The organism is Paraburkholderia sp. GAS32, assembly GCF_050434225.1.
In the GTDB taxonomy this organism is placed as follows: domain Bacteria; phylum Pseudomonadota; class Gammaproteobacteria; order Burkholderiales; family Burkholderiaceae; genus Paraburkholderia; species Paraburkholderia madseniana.
This window is the reverse complement of sequence record NZ_JBNPVS010000085.1, coordinates 1-19,008: the sequence shown is the minus strand read 5'-3', so window position 1 is coordinate 19,008 and position 19,008 is coordinate 1. Positions and strand designations below refer to the sequence as shown.

Sequence of the window (19,008 nt, the reverse complement as noted above, 5' to 3'; positions counted from 1 at the left end):
GGCTCGTCGTCTCCGGCGGCTACGCCGCCTACGACTCCTCACCACCGGCCAAGATAGTTGTCGCTACACCGGACAAGATAATTGTCGCCGCCCAACTCGGGGTTTTTGCGTTTCTGGCTCAGACCCCCGCGTCCGGGGTCACGTAACAGGGCCTACATGGGCTGGCAGACGCGAAAACATTGGGTCCACCCGGGGGGTCCCAAACCAAAGCCGGTAAGTCCAGATGTCGCTCGAAGTTTGAGCCGGTGCAAATCCGTGTCTGGTGGGCCGGCAGTGGTGGGCCAAAAAGGGAGGATGGGTAGGCTAGATACAGCCCGTCTGCTAAGACACCACGTGCATAAAGGGGCAACCTTTTCGCAAAGCCACATCCCCTCCTGCTCCAGATTCTGCTCTGGGGTAGGGGGCAACTATGGGGCCCTGCCTGTGCAGGTGTTCTCTGGATGGGTGTTCCGATGTTGGTTTTAGAGGGGTAAAAAGGGGTGAAAAGCACTCGGGCGCAAAATCGGCCCAAAATTTTTCGCCCAAAAATCGGCCCTCCCTGTGGATAACTTCACGCTCGACGCGTAAAGGCAAACGGCCCATCAAAGGGCCGTTTTTGCTGGGCACTACCTTTACTGGGCCTTTACGCGGCCGAAAGGCTGAGGTGCGGTCCTCAGTCGGGACCGCGTTGGCACGGGCGAATTTTCTTACACCATACGCGTGCGCACGGGGTCATCGTTTAAGGGTCCAATAGGCTACGCATCCAATGGTTGCGATCGACGCCAGCGCAATCACATATCGCGCGCCATCCAGGTTGCTTTGCAGTGTCACGCACAGAACGCCGATGGCCGAAACGGCCTTTGCAAATTCTTTGAGCATGGGTTCCTATCCCGATATGCCGGTGCTGCCGGCGATGAGTTCATGCTGGCATCCCGACTGCGGTCGTCGATTGGTCTTTTTCCGTTCCAACGCACGCCCAGGACATCACGGCACTAAACCGTCAAGCCAGCGCGGCTAGTTTCACGCGTGCGGAGCAATTCGAGGTCGGAGGTATAGGGGAGTTATCGACAGGACATAAAACCAGTCGGATGGTGCGACTGGTTTTATGCGTACAGGCTTGTGGAAATGAGTGCCGCCTGTGCGGGGCGGCACTTTTTTAAACCGCGCTCAGTAGGCGGGGCAAGACGTAAGCAAAAGGAATAGCAGCAGCACGAACCAGCGCATGCGGTCTCCGTGGTTTGGTTACGGGCGCGTCGCTTGTGACCTCCCTGTGCATCAGTAATGCAATCCGGTTTTAGCCATCCGCTGTCAGTCTGGGGCGTACGTGCCTTGACACGACTGAGAAGCGTGCAGCAGGGCCCGACCAGGAAGAGCATGGCCAGGCAGGTACGAAAACGAACGATTTCGTACGTCTCGAAAAGCGTGAGGCCGATAGGAGATGACGACTGATTAGCATGGAAGTTATGACGCCATCGGAACCATCGAGGAATCACTTCGGAACCATCCGATAAGCATCCAAGGTGCATGCCGGCGCGAACGTGGCGTGCAAGCGGCGTAGCCAGTGACGTACTCCCGAAGTACGACCGGCGTAGGAGCGACGTACTCCGTGACGTACTAGCGAAGTACGAGCGAATAGATCGAGACGTGTTTCGCAGCCGCAAAGCGGGCGCATCGTCAGCCGCAATACGTGCCGCAAAGCAGCCGTAACAGCGCCGCATATGTGGTGCAAAGCAGCTGCATTTGAGGCGCAAGGGTGTTGGGGAATCGTTCGATACGTGTTTCGCAGCCCGCAAACTGCCCTTAACGCGGACGGCCCGAATAGTTTTGGGGGGCGGGCACTGCCCTTAAATAGCCATACACCATACGCAAGTGCCTCCGGCACGTGCAAACCCACGCCCAGCAAGCGTTTCCGCATTTCTGCCGTTTTTTTGCGTCAAACAAGCGTTATACGTATTATCGGAAAAGCCTTGTCCGGCACAGGCCTAACGTACAACGCGAGTAAACATGCCATCAATAGCTGTCCGAATTTCGGACTACGAACTAACAAAGCTCAAGCACTTCTCCGAAGACAATGTTTCGAAGTACGTGCGCGACGCCATCGCCGCTTTCATCGATGCCAAGTGCCGCGCTGAGAGCCTTGAATGGCTCGAAAACCGGGTTGGGGAGCTGCTAGAAAATCAGGACGTTCTCTTGGCCACGGTCAGAGCCCTGGCTGCCGAAGTGAGCGAGCTGAAAGCCGCACCGCCCCCGCAAGCGCAGCCCATCGCAGCACCGGCCCAAGACAATTCCCGCCTCGAAGGAATGATGTTGGAATTGCTTCTCCTGCTGCGTGGGCGTGCCGCGAACACGGAGAGGCAACAGATACACGCAACGGTTGAGAGCGAGGGGCTGCCGGTTTGGGAAAGCTCGCGCCCACCAAGCAGTTCCATGGCCTCAAACGCGATCGAGCGACAGCCGCAGGCAGAGGTTGAGAGGCCGATCACCTCGCTGGCCAAAGAGGACCGGAGCTTCATTAGCAAGGCCAAAGGGTGGCTTGGGTAACACAGGGACCGGACTCGAACCGGCAAGCTGTTGCGGGGCGGCGCATCTGGTTTGGGATCAGAGGGTCGCACAGACGATTCTTTTCGCTCAGGACGGTTCATCATGGACGAGCCCACGCCGTTGATCTGTATCTGGTTCAGGTAGAAGCGAGCGAGGACAGCCGGACCGGATTGGTGGGATTGTCGGGATTCGGCTAGCCCACGATATGACCATTCCCAAACGGCGACCGCCCCGTGGAATATGACCTTTCAGCGGCTCATGTATCAAGTTCCCCCCTAGAATATGTCCATTCTCACGCGCGCCTCTCCCCTATACCCATAAATCTCTGTATAGCCCGTCTGGCAAAGATTTGCGCAAGAGAATCGGGCTATGGTGAGTGACCGTATGTGGGCACGGCGGCGTCATGTGATTGTCCCGGCTCTGACTGTTATCGGGATAAACATGCTCGAATATCAGGATAAGGTCGTGCAGGACGTTGCCGCCTGGCTACCAACGCTACCCTAGACCATGACCTTTGCTGATTGCGGGCGGAAAGGTTAAAGAATCCGGGGAGTTGTGGATAAATCGCGGTCATCCGGGCTGTAAGCCTTGCCCCTGTGGGGTTTCGACGGGTTCTCCTGTGCGCCAAAGGTTGAAGAATCCGGGGACGTTGTGGATAAGGCTCCCCTAGACCATGACCTTTCCCCGGATTCTCATACCTTTGGTTGGCAGCGGGGTATCGCAGAGGCGAACTACTAGCCGCGATTGACGGTCTCCCCCTGGAATATGTCCATTTGAATTGGCGAGTGTGAGAGTTATCAACAGGCGATTTGTTCTGCGTCTTTGTAGAGATATTTGTCCTTGTTTGTAAACCCCTTTGTAGGCTCGCGCTGAGCCAATACCAGCACGGGTTTCGGGGCTATGACTCTGACATTTTCCGGGGTAGCCTGCCATTTTCCGGGTTAGCCGGGCGTTTTCCGGGTTGTATCTGACAAATTTAGGGCTAGTCGGGCATTTTCCGGGGTGCTTGCTTGCTTTTTAGGCAATCAGGCTTGCTGCAAGATTTGGTTCTGACATAGAATAAGTGATGTCAGAATAACCCGGGAAATGTCAGAATGGGCGACCTTGCGGCGCTTCACGATCCCACCACGCGCGAGCGGAGCGTAACGATCAAGAATGAACTAGTGCGTCGCATCCAGCGCATGAAGCTGTCCGAAAGGCGGTTGCTCGCGCTCGCGATCGCCAAGTGCAATCCGAAGGCGAAAATCCTGAAAGACCGGGCGATGCGCCTTGATCCGACGACCGGCGAAGCGCCCGGCTGGACCATCCGCGTGACGGCTAAAGAGTTCATTGAAGCCTACCCGCACATCGAAGCCAAGCATGCCTATAGCGAGCTAAAAGAAGCCGCAGAGAACCTCTTTGAATGCCGCATTGAGTGGGACGAGGAAGTGGTGTCACGAGGCAAGAAGGAGACGAAACACCGGGCGGTGCGATGGATTTACGAGAAAGTTGACACGACCACTGCTGGTTGGGTTGACCTCAAATTTTCGCCGAGCATTGCACCGTACCTGTTGGGCATCGAAAGTGAATTTACGAAATACAAGCTGCGACATGCGGCCGATCTGCGGTCGATTTATTCGTGGAGGTTGCTTGAAATCATGGCGCAGTACCGTGACAAGGGCTTTGTTGCGATCGGTTACGACGAGTTTTGCCTTGCCATGGGTGCCCCGGATAGCTGCGTGAAGGACTCGGGCCAACTGCGCCGTCGCGTTATCGAGCCTGCCGTGAAAGAGCTACTGGAAAAAAACAGCCTTGCCATCGAATGGGAACCCGTTAAGCCAGCGGGCCGGAAGGTTACGGGCTTTCGTTTCAAGTTCAACCCGGACCCGCAGGGCCGTCTATTCTGACGCGCACAATTCACGTCAGACTAACCCGGAAAAAGTCAGAATTGATGAATCACACAAATGCCGCGCTTGCGTGAAGTGTTGCACGGTGGATACCCCATCGAGACTCCCTGACCGGCATCAGCGAAAGGGCGCAGAGGGTGAGCTTGCGTTCGATCATGATGATTCGTCCTCGGACGGCCAGACAGGATCGGTCGGGTTGTCGAGGCGACGAACCGAGCCGCGAAGCGATTTTAAGGAATCCGTTTTCTTCTCGTTGCGAGCCATCTCCCACTGCTCAGATGGCACGATGGTATGCAGGCCAAGCTGCTGCGCGGTTTCGACCGGCAGGCGCAGTAGCACGGTGCCTGCCTTGGCCCACGGGCTGTCGATCATCACCACATCAACCTGCACGCCTTCCAGCTCCAGATACACCACGCCCGCCTCGAACAATTCTTCGTAAAGATGCCAGGCCGGTTTGCCGTCTTCGGAATCGTGCTTTGCAAGAGTCGCTTTGGTGCTCATGGGTGCCTGCCTGTCGGGTATGGGGGCTACAGCGGCCAGTGTAGCGGGGTGTGGCCCCGAAGCGACCGACAACGGTGTCATCTTTTGGCAAGCGCCTTGATGACCTTTTCGTGCGTCGCGATGACGCGCTTTGCCGCACTCAAAACCACACGGGTTCCTTCGCTCCCTGTCAGCCGCATCTCGACAGGGCGCACTGGCCCGGCACGTTCCTTGATCGCGATACCGTAGGTTTTTTGGGTCATGGCCCGAACCGTCTGCTAACAGTCATTCGGTATCACGCTCGCGCTGCTCGTCCAGGTGGCGGCCGAGCAGCGTCACCATTGTCGGGCCGTCGATGAGCTCTGCACGGCGAAGTGCGATGACCAGCTTTTCGGTCTCGTCGGGTGCGGCCTCATCATCGGACAGCCGCGTAATGACCTCTGCCAATGCGCTGTAGCCGTCCCTCACATACGTCACGCCATGACGCTTCGCCAGATCAGTGATGAACTCGCGTAGACCGGTTGTCGGTATCTCAAGCGTCAAGGCAGGCTCCAGTGTTGGCGAAATCGACTGAGAACGAGTGCTACGCAAAATCCTCGGGGCGCAGGACGGGCTTGTTTAACGAATCGCGCATCCGGTCGAGAATCCCATGCCCCGTGTCATTGCTGTCTTCAGCGTCCCATTGCACAGACGCAGGCTGCTCCGAGTACGACGCTGGAACGCCCTCGCGGTAGTGGACCTCATGAATGGCCTGCCACCGTTCTTCGCCCTCGGAAAATTCCATGACCCGATAGTTCCAGCTCGATTCGGGGGCACGGTCGTCGCGATGACTGCCGGAGCGCAATTGATCGATGGAGCGCTCCAAATGATCGACGTTGGTCGGGGAGCGCAGCAAGTGCTCAGTCGCCATCAAGCCACCCTCGTAGTATTCAACGAGGATGCTCAATACCTCCAGTCTGTCGCCTTCCGGTGTGCCGGGTTCCGGGTCCTGATCGACAAGCGCCAACACCTCTGCCAGCGCGGCCCGATAGTCATCATCAGTATGCAGCGGTCGAATGTCCATTTTGGCCCACAGTTTTACAACGGCGTGTCGTCCCGACGAACGTCATCATAGGTACATCTTTTCGGGGGCGGGCAACACCCCGAAAACGTTCACCTATCCCCTGGAATATGACCTGACGCCCGACAACGTGTCGTCGGTGAAGTGGCGCAGATCCTCAACGTACTGCACACGCGGCAGCAATGGCCGTCCCGGAAGTAGTCACTTTTCGCCACGTGGTTTCCCCGGAAATAGCGCCCTTCTCCGTGGTTTCCCCGGAAGGAAGTAGTCACCTTTCCCCATGGGGGACGGCAGGTTTTATGTCAACATCATCGATGCGCCGTCTTTCTACAGATGGCGAGCATAGTCTGCTGGCGTTGTCGGTGCCGTTCGCTCCGTGTTTTTCGAGGAGATGATCTGTCCAAGTCCTAGGACCCGGTATCGCTTGCTCTTGTCGTGGTCGCGAGAATCATCCGCATCTGAAGCTCGCACGAGTTCGTGGGCGACCAGCAGAGAAAACGCTTCAGGAATGTCGGCTCGACGCATCCCCGTGTGTGCCATGATCGATTCGTACCCGATGGCTGTGGTATCGAACCGATGGTTCCGGTACGCCAGAAACAGCATGTAAAGCTTCATTGCGTTCAGGCAGGTCCGGGTATGCGTCGGCAAACGAATCAGGCGGCGCAGCTCGGCCTCCTTTCCGTCTAGCAGAAAGGCTTGGGGAACTTGGCAATAGCGCCCGTTCACGCTTACCTCTGTCAGCTCGTAGACGCTGGCACGCCCCACTTTGTGAATCTTTATCGCTCCCATGCTTTGGAGCAACATCAGCGCTTTTGAGATAGTCGCGCGCGCAAAGCCCGTCATCGTTTGCAGCTCGTCGTAGGTGACGGCGACCGATTCCGTCTGCTGTTCCAGCGGAACTTTGCGATGCGACAAATTCAACTTGATCGCGAGCGCTACCAGCAAAACAAGCGCAGCGGTGCCTTGTGTCCGATGTTCTCGCCAAGACAAGATATTCAGCGGACACGGTTTGGGGAAGCGCACCCACGCGCTTGGGAATCTTGCCCAGGTCATGTCAGCTCCGCTTAATGGCGGTCAACACAACGTAGAGCGCAAGGCCAATCAATGTGAATGCGCCAAAGGAAACCAAAGCTATCAAAGCGGCCGGATTGCCCTGCACTTGGGCGAGAGAATCAATGAATAGTTTGGGGACGGTTTGCATCGTGGAAGCTCCGCAGTCGATGTTCTGATTGCAATTTATATTGAATCGACATTGAGTTCTAGAAAGCGTTCCAGTCGTACCACAGGTTAAATCCGCAGAAACCTTTACTGGACAAGGGCTTATGCGATGAAAAATCAGTTCAGTAATTTCCCAAATCAGTTCATCTGGGCGGTCGTATTGCTAACCGTCCGTGAACTTTTGCTAACAATGAGGATGCCTGTAGCCCTGTCATCGATGATGCTTTAACCGGCACCGCTGCGTCCGTGAAAGATTCCGGAGACCGCCACGATCGCCACACTTGCCAAGTGCGAGCGTTTGAGCCGCGTCAGACCGCTGACTAGCGATCGTGCAAGCAAGGTTTCCAGTCATTCGATGGTCGACTCCACCGAGCGATTAGCTTGGGACCTCCGCGCACGCTTCCCAGGCCGTTGCGCCCTCAAATTGTGGTGATGAGCCGTGTGCCTGTAAACCCAGAGGGCGACGACAAGCAAGGCCGTCAATGCGAGTAAGAGGAGTGCCCCGCTGGGGTTGGTTTGGAAGATGACCACCAATTTGCAGATGGCATCGCAAATTGCGCAGATTGTCTTGCTTATGAGTTCCGCCGTCATGTCACGCCCCAAGGTCACCGTCCATGTGAAGACGGTAACGCGCTGGGGGAGTAGCTGAAAACGGTTGAGCCCGGCAGGCCCCTAGGTCTGCTTCGCAGACCCACTAATTTTCTTTTTCTCCGCCCGCGTTCTCCAGTGCGGAACAACGACAGCGCTTTGCTTGATCCAGCCGGATATCGTGTTGGGATCAACAATTTCACGATATTTGTCCAACATCGCTCTGACGAAGTCAGCCTTGCTTCGGTAGACCGGCCGGCCATCGGCTTTCATCGCCGCGGCATTCTTCTCGTATTCGGCTATTACTAGGTGTTTGATCTTTGCATGCTCAGAGTTGGCATGAAGAGCTTGCGCGCCTAGACGGGCTACCTTGCTCCGCTCCGCTCTGAGTGCGTTTTGGAGTGCCCATTCCATCGGAGTAACGTTGACGGTATTTTCGCCAGGCGTCTCGATAGCGTACGGTCCGATTTGCGAACGCCCCGCTTTTCCCGTTCGGAGGTCATCGTAAAACTGCAAAGCTTCAATGGCCTCTCTCAGAGCCGCGATGCGTGTCATGCCGCCGGCGTCGCTGATCGCGCGCACCGTTTTCTCGATTTCCGGCATCTCGTCGACCATCCGCAGCAGAGTCATCATGTCAAGCTCCTCGGTGTTCATGGTCAGCGAAGCTGGCTCGCCAGTACGCGGCGTTACACCACGCCGAGCTTCTACGGCCCCTGTTCTTTCAACGGAAGGCCGATTTGGGGTCACGCGTACCTGGGCAGGCCAACCAACTGCATGTCACCTCGAAAGGCCTGCAGCAGGAAGGTCACAAGACCTTGTACTCGACAAGTGTCCCGTCCTTGTCCTTCAGATAAAGACGGCGACCGGCGTCGTACTGGTCGATGATTGCTTCATATAGCCGAAGTGCATTCTTGAGCACTTCGGCATACGAAGAAGCCTCAGTCTTTTCCTTCATCAGCTGAAGTCGGTCATATGACTTCTGCTGCATTTCTAGCTGGACTCGCTTTGTTTTACCTTCTTCGGGTTGTTGCATCCTGAATGGCCGGTTATTGCCTCGGTTTCGCGAACCACGGCATCGGTAAATTTATCAAAGAGCGTGTAGTTACCTGAAACGACAGCTACGGCGCCTGACGCGTAGACGCCAATCGCAACCAGCACGCACGCGAACTTGATGACGCTCTTAGACTGCGTGACTGGCTTGAGTTCGCTTACCGGAAACTCTTTGCCAATTTTCACTTCGTACCGCTTTTTCATGCGAGCCTCTATGAGGTTTCGCAGAAACTTGAACACTCGCCGTACTGCTCTCCCATAACCGTTTCGCGTTTCTACGGTGGTTTAACACAGCATTGCGATGAGGCGAGTGCTGGTTACGGGAGCGGAATCCAAATCGCCGGCCTGTTGCCGCCAGCGTGTCGCAATAGACAACGTTGTTCGCGTCGTCAGTGCCACTATGAAAATTACGGTGGGTCACCAGGTTGCGGATCATGGATTCCGCCTCCTCGGAGCTGGCCGTGCCACTCGTTGCCACGAGGAGCTTGGACAGGTCTTTCAGAGACGCAGACGCAACCAGAGGAACCATATGTTTCGCGATGGTCATCGCGAAAAAAGCGCGATCAGACAACGCGACTGTGCAGAGATTGATCTCGGCACTTAAGCCGCTAGCAACAAAGTAGTGAGAGCGCTTCATATGTGTTTGCCTCCGGTTCAAGGAATGCCTCCAAGGGTGGGGGCACATCCTTGGATCCAGACTAGCACGGCGCCGAAAAAGAAGGAAGGGAATTTTGCTGTAATTTCACTCAAATTTTGAGTGTTGGTGGTTCGCCCACCGGCAGACGCCTTTGTGGTGCATTTGGCTTTCTATATGTGATAATGTCCTTTATCACATATATATGCGGGGGACTGCAATGGCGATTCCAGCGAGTGAAGCGGTCGTGAGTGCGTCCTCCATTTGGGTGAACGCCGGGGTGGCCGCCGCGATTGTGGCCGGCGCCGTTGGCATCGTGACGGCGTTTCTCACTGCGCTCGTGACGATCGGGGTTGCCGAGCGGAAGCTGCGGCGAGACTTTCGCCTCGAGTTTGCGGCGGAAGGCGTCGCCCACCAGTTGATGATGGACCCGGAGTGGCGCCTGCGTTCGTTTGACGTCATCAAACACCACCTCGGGGGCTTCGATGACGACGACCTGAGGCGGATTCTGGTACGTGCAGGGGCCATTCGATTTTCGTCTGCATCTGGGAAGGAACTGTGGGGGCTCCTTGAGCGAAATCGCCACCTACTTGGAGCCACAACCATCAATGAAGAGCCCGGCCATCGGCCGAGAGCTAACCCGATACGTCAGGGATGACCCAGAACATGAAGCGTGACATGGACCTGATCCGTGAGCTGATGCTGAAGCTCGAGGGGCTGTCTGTTCCCTTGACCGGAATCAAGGCGATTGACGGTCGGGAGCCGGTGGTGCAGGTCGATGGTTACACCACCGAGCAGATCGACTATCACCTGTTGCTGCTGGAACAGGCCGGCTTCATTTATGGTGGCGGGCTGGAAAACTTCGGCATGCGGTTCGGGCCCGGCATCGGTTTTCAGAGTCTGACGTGGGCCGGCCATGATTTTATCGATGCCATGCGCAGTCCGGACGTATGGGACCGGACGCGGCGGGCCGCATCGGCGGCCGGTGGTTTCACGGTGGACCTGCTCGTGTCTGCTGCGAAGGGCTATCTCGAAGCCAGGATCAAGGGGTTCATCGGTGGCTGATACTCGCCTCGTCGCCGCTGCTGGCGTGCCGATGCCGACGCTGGTTGTGTCGGCCGGCGAGCGCGCCGGTGTGCGGTTCCTCGAGTTCTTCGCGTCGGCGATCCGCAACCCGCACACGCGCCGCGCGTATGCGCGTGCGGCCGGGGATTTCCTCGCGTGGTGCGCGGGCGCCGGCGTCACGTCGATCACGGCGGTGCAGCCGCTGCACGTTGCCGCCTGGATCGAGCGGCAGACGCAGACCCACTCGGCACCCACCGTCAAGCAGCGGCTGGCGGCGATCCGCCACCTGTTCGACTGGCTCGTGACCGGCCAGATCGTCCCGCATAACCCTGCTGCGTCGGTGCGTGGGCCCAGTCACACCACGAAAAAGGGCAAAACGCCGGTGCTCGATGCGACCGAGGCGCGGCAGCTGCTGGACAGTATCGATGTGACGACCCCGATCGGTCTGCGTGACCGGGCGCTGATCGCGCTGATGGTGTTTTCGTTCGCGCGGGTGGGCGCCGCGCTCACGATGCGCGTCGACGACGTCTATGTGCAGCAGCGGCGCCTGTGGGTGCGTCTGCGCGAAAAGGGCGGCAAGCGTCATGAGATGCCGTGTCATCACACACTCGAGGCGTACCTGCACGCGTACCTGGACGGCACCGGCATCGGTGAAGATCCGAAGGGCCCACTGTTCCGCACGGTCCGCCGCGGCACTGGGCAGCTCAGCACGACGCCGTTGCCCCAGGCGAATGCGTACGCGATGGTGCGGCGCCGCGCACTCGCGGCCGGCATCGGCACGGCGATCGGCAACCACACGTTCCGCGCGACGGGCATCACCGCGTACCTGAAGAATGGCGGCACGCTCGAGAACGCCGCGGCGATGGCGAACCACGCGTCGACGCGCACCACGCAACTGTACGACCGGCGACACGACACCATCAGCCTGGACGAGGTGGAGCGGATCCGCGTATAGCGAATGCTTGCACTCCCCTGCCCGGTTGACGGCGCGCCCTGGTCACGACGATCTCGGGGGGCGTGGCCCCGACAACCGGACGACCACGACAACGAGCATCACCATGGCGAGGCAGCAGACGAAGATGGCGCCACCTGTCGGGTGGGCGTCAAGCTGCGCCACCAGGTTGCTGCATGCGTTGATGATGTCAGTTGCTTCTTTTTTCATGTCGGCTTCCTAATCAAAATTCCGGGCGAAAAAAAAGCCCGTTGGCTTGGGCTTCAAAAAACAGTGCGTTAACGCAAAAACCCGCAGGTTTTCACGATGCGGGTTTTGTCCGGGCGAGCGCTTCCACTAAGGTGGGTGAGCCGCTTTCCCTGGGCTCCAGTAATCTGTACTCTGCCGATGCCGCGATTTCCCGGCTGGGAACGTGGCCTGCGTGCAAGACGCGATCAGCATTCTGACCATCTACTCGGGGCGCAATTTGCCCCACAACGTCATTTTACTGAAGCACTGTTTTTTTGTACAGTATTTCCTGTCGCGACGACAGCTCTCCCTGGCGTGTCCCAGAACGTCCCAACCTGGGACGGCCCTATTCTGCCGCCCGCGAAGCAATTCGATGTCTATTTAGGAATCGGACGAAAACGTACGCTACGCGCCCCGATCCGCAAACGATCTCGGTCTATATCCGGTACACGATCGCCGGATCGGGAGCGCCTGCGACTTTGAGCTTTAATGTCAATGCATAGGACCGTCTGGAGTTATCTCTACGCAGCATCATTATGGGAGTAATGATGCGCACCGCTATAACCTATGGGCTTGATTGGATCGAGCAGGCGGGGAAGTCTGCGACGTCTCGTAACAGCCCGTGTTCGGCTAATCAGGGTTGTCGTTAGATTGATTGCTACTCCTACTCGGGGGTGATTCCTCCCGCCTAGATGGTTGAGCTTCGTTGAGCGTGCGATCGACGTGAGGGTTAGCCGCTGGCGCGGCCTTATGGGCCATCTCTCTGGTGCTGTTTGCCATTCCGTTCATTGTGTCATCCGCGGAATCGGCTCTGCTACTCAAAGGCACGTTCAGCAACAGCAAGGAAAAGCCGACCCAAAGCAGTTTTTTCATAAAAGCCTCCTATGAAAGCAAATAGAAAACCTCCCCGCCTGGAGCCGCAGATGTTCTTCTGACTATAGGATGTAATGGCTTTCATAGGATGTACAAACCGCGGGGGGACTTAACGTGGTCTGCACTGTCGATTACGCGGAGGATCTATGCGCCCCTTGTTCCGCCTTCACGAATGGCTGGCCGATCGCTTTAGCTGGGTGCAGTACCCGAAACCGCAGGTGCGCAGCCTGAGCGGTCATGCATATGGCTGGCCGGGCAAGATGGCAGACCAGGCCGCCAATGAATCGCGCGCTGGCGCTCTGCCTGCCGACGCTCATGCTGTTCGTGCCACATGTCGGCGTACCTAGCGATCGGCGCCGTGATATTCCTGTTCGCCTATTTCAGGCGTTGAGGCCGATGCCGCAGCTATCCGGACCGTCTCCGCAAAATATCCGGGATGGCAGGCGAGTACCGGAATGGGTTGGCGTTACCGATGGTCCGCTGCTATCGTTGGCGGGGGTTGATATGGCCCTTGACCAACGAAGAAGAATGGCGCCGGGGCGCTCCAGCGAGAGGACCATGAAAATAGGATTGATAGCGTGCGCCGTCGCGCTTCCGGCGCTGCTCGGCTGCCAGCAAAAACCAGATCAAGAGGCAATGGCTGAGTGTTGGGCCCAGCCCGCCAAAGACATGCTGGTGAAGATGGCTAGGCAGAATCTTGAGGGAAAGATTTATGCCTTGATTAAGGCCGCCGGCGATCCGCTAACCGACGACATGAAAAAACGGGTGTCCGACTCCCTGGATGTGACGGCTTCTAATTTTTTCGTCGTGTCGGTGGACCGCGTAGCAGATGGCGTCCACTGCGGTGCCCAACTTGCAATGAAGTACACGAAGGCGGATGGGAAGATCATGACTGCCGATGGCGCAAATGTCGACTTTGACATCTACCACGGTGAGACCGGCAAGATGTATTCAATCCCGAACACGGGCCCGCTGATGCAACTTGTCACCGACGCCACAGGGTCGATTTGATGGCGAACCCCGGAGCGCGGAGCGCCGTCCAGCCGTTCGAGTGGAACATAAAGAGTGTGTTACGACGCAGCCATATTTTGGCCGCTCGCCCTTGCTGGTGGCGGCTTTTGGCGTAATACGTTCAGCCTAGATTTCGCCCGTGTGTGCCGCAATTTGTAATACGCAGCCAAAACACCGGATGCACACGGAATGCCCCCATTTTGCACACGCGAAGCCCTCGTTTTGCACCCGGGCGAAAGTGTCATTGAATGACGAACTGTCAGGCTAGGGTTAAAGAGTCTTCATGATTGGTGTCAGTCAGAACGGGAAACCACCCTATTCTGACGCGCGGCGACATACTGCCTGACAGTCAGGAATGGGTTACCCCAGTCTGACATGAGGTGCCATCACCGTATTTGACAGAGTATCGGTTGCCTGAAGTCGTGACATGATATAGAATCATTTATGAGCGCATAACAACTCAACAATGAAGCCCAACTATAAGCCGCCCTTCGTTTCCTTCGTCAAGAAACAGCACAAGCCGCTGCAGCTAGCCATTGAGGACGCAGTGGAGATGATTTGTGATGATCCGAGCGTAGGCGACGGTAAGACCGGCGACTTGGCGGGTATTTCGGTCTACAAATTCAAGCACAAGCGTCAGGAATATCTGGTTGCCTATAGGCCCCCAACTGACGAGGAAATGAAGGCTGAAGGGGTAGACGTCGAGTTGCTGCTGATTGATTTCTATCAGGTCGGATCGCACGAGAATTTCTACGCGACCCTTAAAAAGTACCTGAAATCGTAGGATAGGAGTGATTGCAATGAACCAGCACACCGCCGAGAGCGTTTTCCAGGATCTGAAGAAACTGCCCAGCTCCGAACAGATGCGTTTTTTTGCCATTCTGGGTCGGCAGGCTGTGCAGTCCACGCAAGACAACTTCAGCCACGAAGAGGTGTTCGGTCATTTGGCTGACGATGAATTTACGTCAACCGAAGCAGCGGAATATCTTGATGTTTCGATGTCGACTTTCCGTCGCTACGTGAGCAGCGGAAAGTTGAGGGCGGCCAGCGAAATGGGCCGGAATCAGCTGTTCGCGACCAAAGATCTGAAGGCGTTTAAACGATCGCTGCAAGAGGTCAAAGGCGGCTGACGGCACCTGGCGCCGAGAGCGGCAATGATCAAAAAAAGGCCCGCTGTTAAGCGGGCCAGTAACCTTACCGCGCACCAGAGGGCCGCCAGGAGAAGCAGACCTCTCTTTGAGCCTCGGCACACGCGGCCAAGGTTCAAAGAGAGGAGAAGGAACGCCCGTCCCTTCCCCGTTCATGCTGAACGCTTAGACCTTCACACCGCTGAGGAGACTGCCAACGGCGTCAATCGACTTCGTGATGTTCGTCACATCGACGTTGGTATGCGTCGATGCGTCGAGTGCGACAACCGGGTTCACGATGGTTTGCGGGCTGGCGAACGAGAAGCCGCCGTTGTAGTTCGTGTTGATGCCGCCGAACGCCGCGGCGTTACCGCCAACGATAGCGCCCATTTCAGCGCGGTTGAGTTCTTTGCTAACGGCGAGGTTTTCGATCTTCAGCATGATAAAACTCCTAATTACTCGGTTGGTTGGAATGAGCACTAATCGTTGCGCTCACACCTACATATGCATGAGGTATGCCAACCGGACATCAATGGTTTGATGTGTTGATTTAAGTTGTTGAAAACAAAGAAAAAAATTAATTATATATGTGATTTCTATCGATTTAATGATCATCGAATCAAAGTGCACTGTTTGATCTATTCAAACAGATCATCGAAATGTGTTTGGATATAACAAACGACGTAATCGAATGGCTATTACGCCGCGCCGGCCGTTGACGTTGGGGCGGACGGATTAAAAGCCCGCTGCCCGAAAAAAAGCCCACCTCAATGGGCGGGCTTAATCCATGTGGAGACATGGAGGAGACGGGATAAGTATAAACCCTAATCTGAAGTCGCGTTCGAAACGCGAAAACCGCCCCTCCTGAGAGCACACACATGACGCACGCCCACAAAACGCGTGAAAACCGCCGCAAACGCCGGCCGGCGTTGGGTTTGGAGTGGCAGACAAAAATTCTTGAACGTCAAACGAAAAACAGGCGCTAATCGCCAAAACCCAATACTAGCAACGGTTTCGGCGTGTCAGACAAACGCTGCCACGGTCTTTTCGTCGCGCGTCTATCGCGCCACCGCCTCGAGTGATCGGTCAGGGTATTGTTGGGAGCGTGAAACGCACGGCCGACACTAGCCCAATCCTGGGCTCATTCGGCAGCGTGCAGAGGGGCAGAGTCAAGTCTGACGGGGCTTCCGAGAAACGAAGGGTTGCATTCTGCCGGTTATCCAGCCCTTCGTTTCAGGGTTTTTCTGTTAAGTAAATGGGATAATTACTCAAAAACTCATTTGGGTGCTTCCACCTCAATGAGATCCGGATAAATGCCGCTGTCATAGGCTTTCTGCTCGACGTCCTGGGAAGACTCACAGCCGGCGATGCCGCCGATCTCCTCGCCTGTCGAGTCAACCAGCTTTCCAGACCATTGACCGCTAGGCGCGCGGTAGATCCGCAGGGTGATGGCGTCGCTCATTTCGTTTCCTCAATATCGAGCCGTTGCTGGCCTTGCTTCTCGAGCTCTGCTGCCTTCGCTTGGTTCGAACTGCGGCGCCGATATTCGCGGATGAACATCACGCGATCGCCCTTGAAGAACAGTGCCGGATTGACCCAGTACACATTTGGGAGCTTTGGAGCGAGGAAGCCTTTCCCTAGCAGCTCGCGCAGACCACGCTGGAACGTCTTCTCGCTCATGCCTACGTCTTTCCCCGACAGCCCGTCTCCGAACCAGCTGAGGTACACGGCATCAGCAAAGCCGCCCTGCATTGGCGTGCCTTGGTACTCCCCTAGCACCGCTTGGAAAACCCGCTGGCCGGTGCGTGTCAGGTCGTAGCTGGCTGCAACGCCGGCGGCGAATACCTTCACGAACTCGGCATCATCCTTTTCCTCGATGTTGCGGATCACCGCGGCTGCCTGTACAACCCCGTCTGAGTCCATCAGTTCGCGCCGTACGCCGCTGTCGACGTAGCGCCGCTTGATAGCTATGGCGCGCGTCTCCATGAGCGGATTGACGTTAGGTGAAAACTCCAGATACCTTAGATTTGGCTTCTCGTCGGACATTTTGGCAATGAATTTTGTCTTTCACGCGTCAGAGGATGATCCAACGAAAGACAAAAAACAAGGTAAATTTGTCTATCGAGGTCCGTTGACTGTCTTTCGAGCCTCCAAATCTGTCTGTTGATCGCCCTAAGTTGTCGTTGCGATCTAGGCGCGACAAGGGTTTGCGGGACGCTCCTTCTCACTCTACATTAGTAGGGTATTAACTCCACGCCCCCTGAGGGGGCAGAATCGCGGCTTTGCCGCTTGACGGCCCCCGAACACCGCGGGGCTCTGCCCCACACCCCGGTCTCGCTTGCGACGCGGCGGGAGCAGGGGTTAAAAGCGCTCCCCTGCCCCTTGCTCGGAGCGTGTGTCGCTCCGGTCAGCATCAAGGCCAAGCCGCTACGCGGTCGCTTCGCGAGCCTTGACCCTGCCCTACACTCGAGGAACTTGAAAAACGCTCTATAGTTAATAGATTCGAGACGACGAAAGGCCACGAGGTTTTTGCCTCGTAGCCTTCGCCGAAACGAACGACGGTCGAGCAACGGACCGTCAAATTACGGTTAGTTCAAATGCTTCCACATCTCGATGACGTAAAGCACCGCCATCGTTGCGTGGCCAAACGCGAAACCCACCGCAATGATCAAATTGGCCATGATTTGCCTCCGTTAGGCTGGTCAAGTTGATGCCTCAGTTGCGCAGCCCTAGTGTCGGCAAGGACACTAGGGCTACTTCCCTTGGCGAGATAACGCTCAGAAGGAACGCTGGTTGAGCGTTACTCGATAGGTGAGTCCCAACCCCTGATTTGCAGGGGCACCTGCGGTTTTTAAAGGCATATTTTTTTCTATCACTTGGGCAAGCCCGATAGGGCGCGTCAGGCTCAAGTGTGGGTAACTCGCGAACCCGTCAGGGCCGTACACAGCCTTGTGCTGTGTGCGGGCGAGTTATCCATACGGGGAACGACTGCAGGCCGTTGCGCTCCACCCTCAAATGATGCAATGATGCTTTGAGTAAATGAGACTGGGGAACCCTATGCGCGTTATCGCAGTACTGAATCAGAAGGGCGGCGCCGGTAAGACGACGATCGCCACACACCTGGCCAGAGCGCTGCAGCTCGCCGGCCGAGACGTGCTACTGGTCGACTCAGACCCGCAAGGGAGCGCGAGAGACTGGGCGGCGGTGCGCGACGATCAACCGGTACCCGTGGTCGGGATCGACCGGCCTACGATCGACCGGGATCTGAAGAACATCACGAAGAAAGAGTTTGTGGTGATCGATGGCGCGCCCCAGGCGGCGGACCTTGCCGTGTCTGCCATCAAGGCGGCCGATTTCATCCTGATTCCGGTTCAGCCATCGCCATACGACATTTGGGCGACGTCCGACCTGGTCGACTTGGTAAAGCAGCGCATCGAGGTAACGGACGGAAAGCTGCAGGTGGCTTTCGTGGTCTCACGCGCGATCAAGGGCACCAAGATAGGTGATGAGATTACTGGCGCCTTGGAAGGGTACGGCCTGCCCATCCTGACGGCCAGGGTTACGCAGCGTGTCAGCTACCCGACCACCGCGGCGAGCGGCACGACGGTATTGGACACCGAACCTCAGGGCGACGCGGCGGCGGAGATCCGCGCGTTGCTCGATGAAATCACACAAAAGCTCAATTGAGTAAGGGAGTAATTGAGTATGGCAACCAAGACGACAGGGCTGGGCAAGATGCCGGCGGGCCGCCCAAGCCGGACCAAGGAAGCGACGTCGATCAACGTCTTCGCGGAGAAGGAAAAGATGGTGCGCGTCAATTTCGAGGTGACGCGCGACGAACACACGAAACTGAAGGTGCACGCGGCGAAGTCGGGCCGCAGCATATCGGACGTGCTGCGCGAGTTCGTTGCTCAATTGAGTGATTGAGATTTTGAGTTATTACTCATACCGTATCTTGAGGTCTGATGTTTATTCGACCCAAGATATGGTATGGCGTCATTTTTCCTCGTATAATAGGGCTGTCTGGCTTGGCAGCCGTGACACGCGAGAATGAATGGACGCACCGATCCACCCCGAGAATGTTTTGCTGGGGCTTGTGTTGGTTGCTTGATCTAGGGTTCCCTTCCCCTTCCCCTTCCCCTTCCCCTTCCCCTTCCCCTTCCCCTTCGCGGATCAAGCTGCCAGGCTCGCCAGGCCCGCGCCCCAGCAAAGCGTTACTCGGTGGTTAACGTCAACTATCTTTTCCGGCCGCGCGACAACTATCTTGTCCGGTCGACGGGGGTAATTGTCGCGGGTCAGGTGCTCATAGCTGTCGC

24 protein-coding genes are annotated in these 19,008 nt (G+C 56.8%); 10 read left to right on the top strand and 14 right to left on the bottom strand.

The features are described 5' to 3' along the window. Nucleotides 1–711 precede the first annotated feature (711 nt). Nucleotides 712–858, bottom strand: coding sequence for a hypothetical protein (locus tag P3T25_RS46920; protein WP_429364466.1), 147 nt, complete (start codon nucleotides 856–858; stop codon nucleotides 712–714). Nucleotides 859–1,983: 1,125 nt separating this feature from the next. Here P3T25_RS46920 and P3T25_RS46915 point away from each other — a divergent pair. Beyond that, on the top strand, nucleotides 1,984–2,520 hold the full coding sequence (locus P3T25_RS46915; RefSeq protein ID WP_429364464.1) for a hypothetical protein: 537 nt from the start codon (nucleotides 1,984–1,986) through the stop codon (nucleotides 2,518–2,520). 1,094 nt (nucleotides 2,521–3,614) lie between these two features. Beyond that, nucleotides 3,615–4,406 carry a replication initiation protein gene (locus P3T25_RS46910; RefSeq protein ID WP_429364462.1) on the top strand — a complete coding sequence of 264 codons (792 nt, stop codon included), beginning with the start codon at nucleotides 3,615–3,617 and terminating at the stop codon, nucleotides 4,404–4,406. Between the two features lie 153 nt (nucleotides 4,407–4,559). Here the strand turns inward: P3T25_RS46910 and P3T25_RS46905 are convergent, their stop codons facing one another. From P3T25_RS46905 to P3T25_RS46865, 9 genes are all read right to left on the bottom strand, one after another. Beyond that, complete coding sequence (locus P3T25_RS46905; RefSeq protein ID WP_429364460.1) at nucleotides 4,560–4,907, bottom strand: hypothetical protein; 348 nt, start codon at nucleotides 4,905–4,907, stop codon at nucleotides 4,560–4,562. A 77-nt stretch (nucleotides 4,908–4,984) separates the two neighbouring features. Beyond that, entirely contained in the window at nucleotides 4,985–5,149 is a 165-nt protein-coding gene (locus P3T25_RS46900) for a hypothetical protein (protein WP_429364458.1), read from the bottom strand. 22 nt (nucleotides 5,150–5,171) lie between these two features. Beyond that, nucleotides 5,172–5,429 carry a hypothetical protein gene (locus P3T25_RS46895; RefSeq protein WP_429364456.1) on the bottom strand — a complete coding sequence of 86 codons (258 nt, stop codon included), beginning with the start codon at nucleotides 5,427–5,429 and terminating at the stop codon, nucleotides 5,172–5,174. Between the two features lie 40 nt (nucleotides 5,430–5,469). Further along, nucleotides 5,470–5,949, bottom strand: coding sequence for a hypothetical protein (locus tag P3T25_RS46890; protein ID WP_429364454.1), 480 nt, complete (start codon nucleotides 5,947–5,949; stop codon nucleotides 5,470–5,472). 324 nt (nucleotides 5,950–6,273) lie between these two features. Beyond that, nucleotides 6,274–6,999 (bottom strand): hypothetical protein, encoded by a 726-nt coding sequence (locus P3T25_RS46885; RefSeq protein WP_429364452.1) that lies wholly within the window; start codon nucleotides 6,997–6,999, stop codon nucleotides 6,274–6,276. 1 nt (nucleotide 7,000) lies between these two features. After that, the gene (locus P3T25_RS46880; RefSeq protein ID WP_429364450.1) at nucleotides 7,001–7,147 is read right to left on the bottom strand and encodes a hypothetical protein; all 147 of its coding nucleotides are present in this window, start codon (nucleotides 7,145–7,147) and stop codon (nucleotides 7,001–7,003) included. Nucleotides 7,148–7,836: 689 nt separating this feature from the next. Then, nucleotides 7,837–8,385, bottom strand: coding sequence for a hypothetical protein (locus P3T25_RS46875; protein WP_429364448.1), 549 nt, complete (start codon nucleotides 8,383–8,385; stop codon nucleotides 7,837–7,839). 172 nt (nucleotides 8,386–8,557) lie between these two features. Continuing rightward, nucleotides 8,558–8,707 (bottom strand): hypothetical protein, encoded by a 150-nt coding sequence (locus P3T25_RS46870; RefSeq protein ID WP_429364446.1) that lies wholly within the window; start codon nucleotides 8,705–8,707, stop codon nucleotides 8,558–8,560. A gap of 35 nt (nucleotides 8,708–8,742) precedes the next feature. Then, nucleotides 8,743–9,006 carry a hypothetical protein gene (locus P3T25_RS46865; RefSeq protein ID WP_429364444.1) on the bottom strand — a complete coding sequence of 88 codons (264 nt, stop codon included), beginning with the start codon at nucleotides 9,004–9,006 and terminating at the stop codon, nucleotides 8,743–8,745. A gap of 650 nt (nucleotides 9,007–9,656) precedes the next feature. Here P3T25_RS46865 and P3T25_RS46860 point away from each other — a divergent pair. Genes P3T25_RS46860 through P3T25_RS46850 form a run of 3 tightly spaced genes read left to right on the top strand, consistent with a single transcriptional unit; the run spans nucleotide 9,657 to nucleotide 11,456 of the window. Continuing rightward, the gene (locus tag P3T25_RS46860) at nucleotides 9,657–10,094 is read left to right on the top strand and encodes a hypothetical protein (protein ID WP_429364442.1); all 438 of its coding nucleotides are present in this window, start codon (nucleotides 9,657–9,659) and stop codon (nucleotides 10,092–10,094) included. Continuing rightward, nucleotides 10,091–10,501, top strand: coding sequence for a DUF2513 domain-containing protein (locus P3T25_RS46855; protein ID WP_429364440.1), 411 nt, complete (start codon nucleotides 10,091–10,093; stop codon nucleotides 10,499–10,501). Before P3T25_RS46860 ends, P3T25_RS46855 begins: the two co-directional genes overlap by 4 nt. 31 nt (nucleotides 10,502–10,532) lie before the next feature. Beyond that, complete coding sequence (locus P3T25_RS46850) at nucleotides 10,533–11,456, top strand: tyrosine-type recombinase/integrase (protein ID WP_429364438.1); 924 nt, start codon at nucleotides 10,533–10,535, stop codon at nucleotides 11,454–11,456. Between the two features lie 42 nt (nucleotides 11,457–11,498). Here P3T25_RS46850 and P3T25_RS46845 read toward each other — a convergent pair whose 3' ends face one another. After that, nucleotides 11,499–11,663, bottom strand: coding sequence for a hypothetical protein (locus P3T25_RS46845; RefSeq protein WP_429364436.1), 165 nt, complete (start codon nucleotides 11,661–11,663; stop codon nucleotides 11,499–11,501). Between the two features lie 1,170 nt (nucleotides 11,664–12,833). Between P3T25_RS46845 and P3T25_RS46840 the strand changes: the two genes are divergently transcribed. The 3 genes from P3T25_RS46840 (at nucleotide 12,834) to P3T25_RS46830 (ending at nucleotide 14,695) form a co-directional block, all read left to right on the top strand. Then, nucleotides 12,834–13,565: a hypothetical protein gene (locus P3T25_RS46840; protein ID WP_429364434.1), complete on the top strand. Its 732-nt coding sequence runs from the start codon at nucleotides 12,834–12,836 to the stop codon at nucleotides 13,563–13,565. A gap of 466 nt (nucleotides 13,566–14,031) precedes the next feature. Continuing rightward, nucleotides 14,032–14,349 (top strand): type II toxin-antitoxin system RelE/ParE family toxin, encoded by a 318-nt coding sequence (locus tag P3T25_RS46835; RefSeq protein WP_429364432.1) that lies wholly within the window; start codon nucleotides 14,032–14,034, stop codon nucleotides 14,347–14,349. A 16-nt stretch (nucleotides 14,350–14,365) separates the two neighbouring features. After that, complete coding sequence (locus P3T25_RS46830; RefSeq protein ID WP_429364430.1) at nucleotides 14,366–14,695, top strand: helix-turn-helix domain-containing protein; 330 nt, start codon at nucleotides 14,366–14,368, stop codon at nucleotides 14,693–14,695. 183 nt (nucleotides 14,696–14,878) lie between these two features. On the opposite strand, the gene P3T25_RS46825 is transcribed toward P3T25_RS46830, so the two are convergent. From P3T25_RS46825 to P3T25_RS46815, 3 genes are all read right to left on the bottom strand, one after another. Beyond that, nucleotides 14,879–15,133, bottom strand: coding sequence for a hypothetical protein (locus tag P3T25_RS46825; protein WP_429364428.1), 255 nt, complete (start codon nucleotides 15,131–15,133; stop codon nucleotides 14,879–14,881). Between the two features lie 835 nt (nucleotides 15,134–15,968). Further along, entirely contained in the window at nucleotides 15,969–16,154 is a 186-nt protein-coding gene (locus tag P3T25_RS46820) for a hypothetical protein (protein ID WP_429364426.1), read from the bottom strand. Further along, nucleotides 16,151–16,738, bottom strand: a complete 588-nt coding sequence (locus P3T25_RS46815; protein WP_429364424.1) for a hypothetical protein — start codon at nucleotides 16,736–16,738, stop codon at nucleotides 16,151–16,153. The genes P3T25_RS46820 and P3T25_RS46815 overlap by 4 nt, the downstream gene beginning before the upstream one ends. A gap of 1,011 nt (nucleotides 16,739–17,749) precedes the next feature. Here P3T25_RS46815 and parA point away from each other — a divergent pair. After that, a complete protein-coding gene (parA, locus tag P3T25_RS46810) occupies nucleotides 17,750–18,379 on the top strand; it encodes a ParA family partition ATPase (RefSeq protein ID WP_429364422.1) in 630 nt (209 codons plus the stop codon). Between the two features lie 18 nt (nucleotides 18,380–18,397). After that, nucleotides 18,398–18,619, top strand: a complete 222-nt coding sequence (locus P3T25_RS46805) for a plasmid partition protein ParG (protein ID WP_429364420.1) — start codon at nucleotides 18,398–18,400, stop codon at nucleotides 18,617–18,619. The last annotated feature ends 389 nt before the right edge of the window (nucleotides 18,620–19,008 follow it).

Bases quoted from the DNA above. Each gene is read 5' to 3' on its own strand.
- P3T25_RS46920 (WP_429364466.1), bottom strand. From the start codon at position 858: ATGCTCAAAGAATTTGCAAAGGCCGTTTCGGCCATCGGCGTTCTGTGC.
- P3T25_RS46915 (WP_429364464.1), top strand. From the start codon at position 1,984: ATGCCATCAATAGCTGTCCGAATTTCGGACTACGAACTAACAAAGCTC.
- P3T25_RS46910 (WP_429364462.1), top strand. From the start codon at position 3,615: ATGGGCGACCTTGCGGCGCTTCACGATCCCACCACGCGCGAGCGGAGC.
- P3T25_RS46905 (WP_429364460.1), bottom strand. From the start codon at position 4,907: ATGAGCACCAAAGCGACTCTTGCAAAGCACGATTCCGAAGACGGCAAA.
- P3T25_RS46900 (WP_429364458.1), bottom strand. From the start codon at position 5,149: ATGACCCAAAAAACCTACGGTATCGCGATCAAGGAACGTGCCGGGCCA.
- P3T25_RS46890 (WP_429364454.1), bottom strand. From the start codon at position 5,949: ATGGACATTCGACCGCTGCATACTGATGATGACTATCGGGCCGCGCTG.
- P3T25_RS46885 (WP_429364452.1), bottom strand. From the start codon at position 6,999: ATGACCTGGGCAAGATTCCCAAGCGCGTGGGTGCGCTTCCCCAAACCG.
- P3T25_RS46880 (WP_429364450.1), bottom strand. From the start codon at position 7,147: ATGCAAACCGTCCCCAAACTATTCATTGATTCTCTCGCCCAAGTGCAG.
- P3T25_RS46875 (WP_429364448.1), bottom strand. From the start codon at position 8,385: ATGATGACTCTGCTGCGGATGGTCGACGAGATGCCGGAAATCGAGAAA.
- P3T25_RS46870 (WP_429364446.1), bottom strand. From the start codon at position 8,707: ATGAAGGAAAAGACTGAGGCTTCTTCGTATGCCGAAGTGCTCAAGAAT.
- P3T25_RS46865 (WP_429364444.1), bottom strand. From the start codon at position 9,006: ATGAAAAAGCGGTACGAAGTGAAAATTGGCAAAGAGTTTCCGGTAAGC.
- P3T25_RS46860 (WP_429364442.1), top strand. From the start codon at position 9,657: ATGGCGATTCCAGCGAGTGAAGCGGTCGTGAGTGCGTCCTCCATTTGG.
- P3T25_RS46855 (WP_429364440.1), top strand. From the start codon at position 10,091: ATGACCCAGAACATGAAGCGTGACATGGACCTGATCCGTGAGCTGATG.
- P3T25_RS46850 (WP_429364438.1), top strand. From the start codon at position 10,533: ATGCCGACGCTGGTTGTGTCGGCCGGCGAGCGCGCCGGTGTGCGGTTC.
- P3T25_RS46845 (WP_429364436.1), bottom strand. From the start codon at position 11,663: ATGAAAAAAGAAGCAACTGACATCATCAACGCATGCAGCAACCTGGTG.
- P3T25_RS46840 (WP_429364434.1), top strand. From the start codon at position 12,834: ATGAATCGCGCGCTGGCGCTCTGCCTGCCGACGCTCATGCTGTTCGTG.
- P3T25_RS46835 (WP_429364432.1), top strand. From the start codon at position 14,032: ATGAAGCCCAACTATAAGCCGCCCTTCGTTTCCTTCGTCAAGAAACAG.
- P3T25_RS46830 (WP_429364430.1), top strand. From the start codon at position 14,366: ATGAACCAGCACACCGCCGAGAGCGTTTTCCAGGATCTGAAGAAACTG.
- P3T25_RS46825 (WP_429364428.1), bottom strand. From the start codon at position 15,133: ATGCTGAAGATCGAAAACCTCGCCGTTAGCAAAGAACTCAACCGCGCT.
- P3T25_RS46820 (WP_429364426.1), bottom strand. From the start codon at position 16,154: ATGAGCGACGCCATCACCCTGCGGATCTACCGCGCGCCTAGCGGTCAA.
- P3T25_RS46815 (WP_429364424.1), bottom strand. From the start codon at position 16,738: ATGTCCGACGAGAAGCCAAATCTAAGGTATCTGGAGTTTTCACCTAAC.
- parA (WP_429364422.1), top strand. From the start codon at position 17,750: ATGCGCGTTATCGCAGTACTGAATCAGAAGGGCGGCGCCGGTAAGACG.
- P3T25_RS46805 (WP_429364420.1), top strand. From the start codon at position 18,398: ATGGCAACCAAGACGACAGGGCTGGGCAAGATGCCGGCGGGCCGCCCA.